Origin of the sequence: Methanobacterium spitsbergense, from assembly GCF_019931065.1 — an archaeon.
GTDB classification, from domain to species: Archaea; Methanobacteriota; Methanobacteria; order Methanobacteriales; family Methanobacteriaceae; genus Methanobacterium_B; species Methanobacterium_B spitsbergense.
This window is the reverse complement of record NZ_JAIOUQ010000002.1, coordinates 84466-91635: the sequence shown is the minus strand read 5'-3', so window position 1 is coordinate 91635 and position 7170 is coordinate 84466. Positions and strand designations below refer to the sequence as shown.

The window sequence follows — 7170 nt, the reverse complement described above, 5'->3', positions numbered from 1 at the left end:
AACTAAAAAAAATCCAAAAATTCCAAAAATATAAAAAAATTTATGAGACTACCTCAACTTATTAAAAAAAATAAAAAATATTAAATCTATTCTAGATTTAATTTAATTGAACCAATCTTTGGTGCCAGGTAGTTGTATAGGATAGCGATTAATGCGGTTTCTATAAAGTACAATACAAAATTAGATATGAATTCTGTATAATTCCCAGATATAATACCAGATATAACCCCTAATATGGTATATACAAGTGCCACTGCAAGGGCTGTTGGTAGTACCGGTATGTGTTTAAGTTCGTGTAAGGTTCCGCTTATTGCTGCGAATTCTAATTTTATTTTAGCTACTCTGGTAACTATGTAGTTGTAGAATATTGCAAATAAAGCGTTCCAAATAAATCCGAATACAAATGCCATTATTGGCAGTCCGATTATTAATGCTATTATAACTATTGCTCCTATTGCCCCAAATCCTCCTGTTGGTAAGGCTGCTCCAGTAGTTGCGGTTATATTAGCGGTTATATTGGCTGCTTCAGGAAGTGTTCCTATTAATGAGAATAGGGGTGAGATCACCGCTGCTAATACTAAACCTATAATAAAGGCCCATATAGCACCTATAGCTGATATAATCAGAGCAAATGGGATAACTGGAATTTTTTCTACATCATTACCATTTAATTCTAATTTTACGCCACCTAACCTTGGTACAAGTGCATTGTATAGAATTACTGTGAAAAAACTAACAGCAATAGTTGTGAAAAATGCACCTATTGGAATGATAATTATTAGGGGTATTGCCAATCCTGTTACAACATTAAATTGCCCAAGTTGAGAAGTAACCCCTGTTGCCTGTACTATTACAAGCGCTATTAGCGCCACGACAGCTGCAATCAACCCCAAAATTCCATATATTGATGCTGACATCTTGGTAAAAGGTGTCAGTTTAACCGATTTTATTTCTTTAACATCGACCATTATTTAACCTCCATTTTTAATTTAACTCAAAGGGACAAACTTTTGCTATTCAGATTTGAACATTCCTTTGAATATATTTAATCATTTCTTGATTATTTAATTGTAGTTTAACCCCTTAAAAGTAGTTTTTCCAAAATTTACTCTGCTTTTCCTCTCTTTTCCCTCCAAATTCAATCCAAATTAGGAGATCAATTAGTGTAATTTTATAAGTAAAAACTAGATTTAAAACCTTTAATTTAGTAAATTAATTGGTAAAATGATTATAAAAAAAGAATATTAAAGATTATTCTCTTGTTATCATTAAAAGTAGAGTTAAAGCTGTGAATTCAAGTCCTAAAAATACTAAAGGTAGAACAGCATTAATAGGAGTTTCTGGAAGGTTGAATATGAAATATATTGAGAATAATATGTTTTGAACTAGAAATAGCAAGGAGACTAAAACTAGTGTTGTTGTGAATTTAGATTTCACCTTTAAGTATCTTTCCAAGTAAACATAGAGCATTCCAACTAAAAGGCAAATATTGGCGATACTAGTTATTAAAGGTGAATATTTAACCAATATCAACAAAGTAGGCACAATACTCTGTAGTCCCAATAAATTAGATTCCAACACCATTTTTACACCTTCTATCCTGTGAATTAATTATAATAATTCTTATTCTTCCTTAAATTCTTCCCACATCGAAAGGAAGACGTTGTAATTTTTTTCCATTTCATCAGAGAGAAAATATAATGCACCATACTTCTCTCCAGTAGATTTAACTAAGTTATTTTCTTTCAAGACACCTATATGGTGTCTGATAGTTTTATAATCGAGTGAAAGCTTTTCTGCGAGTTTATTAGCATTATATGGTCTTTTATTAAGTTCAAGTATTATTCTGCCGCGATTTTCTCCACCCTTACTCCCAGCAATTAACCACCATAAAAATACTTTCTTCATAAGAGGGTAACTCCTAACGATAACTTTCCTTCATATCTTGAGGCCAAATTTGAGTCCAAATTTTTCCCTATTAATTATGTTTGCAGTGTTAAAACTGTTAGACTTTTCTTATTATTAAATTATTTTATTTTCATATGCATTTATTTTGCAAGCAACAAAACGATCATGTCATATCAATCTTATCCTACAGATTCATCAAGAATGTAAGTATTCAGGCAAAATACTATTTAAAAGTCAATAGTTTTCATAATATCTTGAGTAATCACAGATTAGGTCACCAACTACTTTGTAAAATTATTGGAAACTCTTTTTAATAACAGTTGCATACTTATTTTATTTTAAAATGCCAAAAATTTCACTCTACAGGTATGTTAATGATGTACAAAAAAATGTCCGGGTTAAGTTAAAGGTTTCTTCCAAATACAAAATTAAAATAACTAGTGATTTATTACAATAATACTTTGTTTTTTATCTTTTCTCACATAGAAAACAAATAGGGTTATTAACATATAATATATTGGTTATTACAATGTCAGAAATTAAAATTTTATTGGTAGAAGATGAAAGCATAGAAGCCTTGGATATTAAGCGAACATTGGAATCCTTTGGTTATGAAGTTCCATATGTCGCATCCAGTGGCGAAGAAGCTGTAGAGAAAGCTTTAGAAATAATGCCCGATCTTATTTTGATGGACGTAATTCTTAAAGGCGATAGTGATGGTATTGAAGCTGTTACTAAGATTAAAGACCTAAATATTCCTGTTATTTATTTAACTGCTCATTCTGAAGAGTCCACAATTGAAAGAGCCAAACTCACAGAACCCTATGGATACATAATCAAACCATACGACCGAACAGAAATTAAATATGCTATAGAACTCGCAATCTACAAAAATCAGATGGAAAAAGAATTAAAAAAAAGTGAAGAGAAGTACCGCAGAATAGTCGAAAATGTTTTAGATGCCTATTTCATGGGAGACATAGAAGGCAAAATTACCATGGCAAGTCCTTCAGCAGCACATTTGTACAGATTTGATTCACCAAAAGAAATGATTGGTATCCCAGCTCTTTCACTATACACATCCTCAAAAGACAGACAGAAGATGCTAAAACATTTGAAAACCCATGGTAAAGTTTTGAATATGGAAGTTAAAGCCTTAAGAAAGGATGGTACATCATTTTGGGCATCTATGAATGTCCAGTATTATTATAATAAAGATGGTCAAATACAAGGTACTGAGGCTTTTGTCCGCGACATCAGCAAAAGTAAAAAAGCTGAAAAAGAATTGAAAACGTCAGAATCATATTACAAGGCAATTTTTGAGCACACAGGAACTGCAACTGTAATCTTAGATGAAAACTCAACTATTTCTTTGGCCAACGCAGAATTTGAAAAACTCAGCGGATATTCAAAAAAAGAATTAGAGAGTAAGAAAAGCTGGACAGATTTTGTAAAAAAAGAATATCTTGAAAAAATGAGGGGATTTCATCGTCTGCGCAGAACTGATCCTCATGCAGCACCGGAAATTTATGACTTCAAGTTCACTGATAGGCAAGGTAACGTTAAAAACATCCATTTAAATGTTGATATTATACCTGGAACCAATAAGAGCGTTGCGTCCCTTTTAGACATCACTGACCGCCAAAAGTCCGCCAAAAGGTTGGAAAAAAGTGTTTTACGTTTCCGTGCTTTGGCCGAATACTCTGTGGATGGAATAATAACCACCGATGCCAATGGTAAAATTTTGTATTTCAACAACAGCTTACTGAAGATGTTTGGTTACACTCAAGATGAATTACAAAACTCCCCACTTACTATATTAATGCCTGAAAGGTACCGGGAAAATTTCTTGGAGAGTCTTAAGAAATTCCGGGTGACTGGTGAGCACAGATTAGCAGGACGGACCATTGAAACTCTTGGACTTAAAAAAAATGGTAAAGAGTTTCCCTTTGAAATGTCACTGACCAAATGGGAAACAGGCCTAGAAATCTACTTCACATCCATCATCAGAAACATAAATGAACGTAAAAAATCATTTAAAGCCCTTAGGGAGAGTGAAGAGAAGTTTAAGTCTTTAGTGGACAATGCAGCTGATATTCTTTTAGTGCATGATTTTGATGGAAAACTCGTTGAAGTTAATAAACGCGCTTCTGAGAGTCTAGGTTATTCACAGGAAGAACTACTTCAAATGAACATTATGGATATTGAACAGGACACTGACCTAAAAAGTGCTCAGGAACATGTATTGCCAAAAATCAAGCCTAACGAGCCTTTTAGTTTATTAGGACATTTCCGTCGTAAAAATGGAAGTATATTCCCGGTTGAGGTGAGATTCGCCATTGTGGATATTCAAGGCCAAAGATTATTCATGGGGCTGGCACGTGACATCACAGCACAGCTTAAGCTGGAAAATTCACTGAAAGAATCGGAAAAGCGTTTATTTGATATTATTGATTTTTTACCTGATGCAACATTAGCCATCGATAACAATGGAATAGTCATCACCTGGAACAAAGCCATTGAGGATATGACCGGGTTCAAAGCCCTAAATATGGTGGGAAAAGGAGATTATGAATATTCTAAGCCATTTTTCGGGATAAGAAGGCAGATGTTGATTGATCTGGTAACTCATTCCAATGAAAATATCGAAAAGCACTATGATTTTGTGGAAAGAAGGGGAGAAGCTATTATGGCCCAGACAGAGGCACCCCTAAAGGGGACTAATCGTATACTTTGGGGAAAAGCAGTGCCCCTACATGATGGTCAAGGCAATATTAAGGGTGCTATTGAGGTCATCCGGGATATAACTGAGCGTATACATGCGGAAAAGGAGATTATAGAATCTTTAAAAGAAAAAGAAGTACTTCTCCGAGAAATACATCACCGGGTTAAAAATAATATGCAGATTATTTCCAGTTTGCTTAACCTGCAGATTCAAAACGTTGAAGATGAGGAAGCAGTGAATGTTTTGAAGGAGAGCCAGGGCAGAGTGAAGAGCATGGCCATGATCCACGAAAAACTATACCAATCACCCAATTTTACAGACATCAATGTCAAAGATTACATCGATAAACTTATCTTTGACATTTTCTATTCTTATGGAATCAAAATAGGTACCATTGAATCAGTGTTAGATATTGAAGATATTAACATTGGTATGGAAACTGCAATACCTCTAGGACTTATTGTCAATGAACTGGTGACTAACAGTGTTAAGTACGCCTTTCCAAAAGGAGAAGGAATTATAACTATCGATCTCAAATCTCTCCAAAATAAAATGGAACTTATAATTACCGATAACGGAATTGGACTACCAAAAGACATTGATATCGATAACACAAATTCACTTGGTCTCCAGCTGGTAAAAAGTTTGGTTAATCAAATAGAGGGCAAGATCGAACTTGATCAAACCCACGGAACAGAATTCAAGATAATCTTTAAAGAGTTGGAGTATAAAGAAAGGATTTAAGGTTTGTAGATTTAATGATGGATGGCTATGATTTGATTGAACGGTTTAGATTTTTTTCTGAATTATCCAGTATTTTATTAGTAGTGGCTGGCTTGCTGGTTCTTTTGAGTTGGGCTTTTGATATTTCCATTCTGAAAAGCCCAGGCATGGGTTTTTCCACCATAAAAACTAATGTAGCAGTGGCTATAATTTTAATTGGACTTTCTCTGTGGTTAATGCAAACAAAAAGAAACACAATGAATATGCGTAGCATAGCACAGATAAGTGCTATAATTGTCTTTTTGATAGGATTTTTAACCTTGATTGAATATTTATTTGCCATTAATTTGGGAATTGATCAAATACTGTTTAAAGAACTTCCTGATGCATTATACGCATCCAGTCCAAATAGGATGGCATTAGCTGTTGCTGTTGCTTTTATTCTTATAGGTTCTTCTCTGCTATTTTTAAGTAGAAATACACCAAAAACTGTTAACTGGTCTCAAATTATAGCACTTATCACCGTTTTTGTTGTAGCTTTACCTTTAATAGGATTTCTTTATGGTAGTCCCCAATTATATTACATTCCTAATTTCACGGGAGTGGCTATTTATGCTGTGTTATTATTGTTATGGACAAGTTTAAGCATTTTATTTGCACGGCCTGATCAAGGATTAGTTTCTAATTTAACTAGTAATCAACTTGGTTCATATTTCACTCAACGTATTCTTCCAATTCTAATAATTTTTACAATTATTATAGGATTTATCACATATTTAGGTGTTAAAGCCGGATTATACGATCCCTCATTTGGACTTTCAATACTTATTTTATCTACATTAATAATCTACACCATAATATTCTTGTGGTTTGCCATTACATTAAATAAAACAGATTTTGAACGTGATAAGGCCGAAGAACAACTGAAAGAAAATTTGGATAATCTTGAGATAACAGTAAAAAAACGAACAAATGAGTTAACTAATGCTAATGTCCTACTAAAAGAGGAAATTAAAGAACGTGAAAACATGGAAAAGGAGATAAAAACCTCTCTTGAAGAAAAAGAAATGCTCCTCAAGGAAATCCATCACAGAGTCAAAAATAATTTGATGATCATAAGCAGCCTATTGAATCTGCAGTCAGGTTATATTAAAGATAAAGAATCTCAAGTTATTTTCAAGGAAAGTCAAAACCGTGCACGGTCCATGGCACTTATACATGAACGATTATATCAATCAACTGATCTTAAAAGGATAGATTTCGGTGAATACATCACTTCACTATCCAACGAACTTTTCCATACGTACGTAGCCGATCCAAGCTTAATAAAACTTAAAATTAATGTTGATGATATTTTTCTGGACATCAACACAGCAATACCCCTAGGGTTGATTGTAAATGAACTCATCACCAACAGTTTAAAACATGCCTTTCCAGATGGAATGAATGGAGAAATCGTTATAGATTTCCATCCACTAGATGCACACTACGAATTTACCGTAATAGATAATGGAATAGGTTTTCCAGAAGATTTAGATTACAAAAATAATGAATCACTTGGTTTACAATTGGTAAACAGTTTAACCGACCAAATAGACGGTGAAATTGAACTTGATAGAAATAATGGAACTGAATTTAAGATCACTTTCAAAGATTTAGATTATAATGGTTAAGATGGAACATCGGATGCGAATTTGTTGAGTTTTTATCCAAACATCAAATGTGGTATATTTTTTTGATTAGAGTTTGATTTCAGGGTTTATTTTTTTCCAGAATTTGATCAAAACATTTAATTTCAGAGCAATTTAAATGAG

General features: G+C 33.4%; 5 protein-coding genes. 2 read left to right on the top strand and 3 right to left on the bottom strand.

Annotated elements, in window-relative coordinates:
* Nucleotides 1-86: 86 nt before the first annotated feature.
* The 3 genes from K8N75_RS01020 to K8N75_RS01010 all read right to left on the bottom strand — a co-directional run bounded on the left by K8N75_RS01020 (nucleotide 87) and on the right by K8N75_RS01010 (nucleotide 1908).
* A complete protein-coding gene (locus K8N75_RS01020; RefSeq protein ID WP_223790317.1) occupies nucleotides 87-968 on the bottom strand; it encodes a hypothetical protein in 882 nt (293 codons plus the stop codon).
* 283 nt (nucleotides 969-1251) lie between these two features.
* Nucleotides 1252-1584 (bottom strand): DUF8036 family membrane protein, encoded by a 333-nt coding sequence (locus tag K8N75_RS01015; protein WP_223790316.1) that lies wholly within the window; start codon nucleotides 1582-1584, stop codon nucleotides 1252-1254.
* A 39-nt stretch (nucleotides 1585-1623) separates the two neighbouring features.
* Entirely contained in the window at nucleotides 1624-1908 is a 285-nt protein-coding gene (locus tag K8N75_RS01010; RefSeq protein WP_223790315.1) for a winged helix-turn-helix domain-containing protein, read from the bottom strand.
* 529 nt (nucleotides 1909-2437) lie between these two features.
* Here K8N75_RS01010 and K8N75_RS01005 point away from each other — a divergent pair.
* Nucleotides 2438-5377 (top strand): PAS domain S-box protein, encoded by a 2940-nt coding sequence (locus K8N75_RS01005; RefSeq protein WP_223790314.1) that lies wholly within the window; start codon nucleotides 2438-2440, stop codon nucleotides 5375-5377.
* Nucleotides 5378-5394: 17 nt separating this feature from the next.
* Nucleotides 5395-7029, top strand: coding sequence for a histidine kinase dimerization/phosphoacceptor domain -containing protein (locus tag K8N75_RS01000; RefSeq protein WP_223790313.1), 1635 nt, complete (start codon nucleotides 5395-5397; stop codon nucleotides 7027-7029).
* Nucleotides 7030-7170 lie beyond the last annotated feature (141 nt).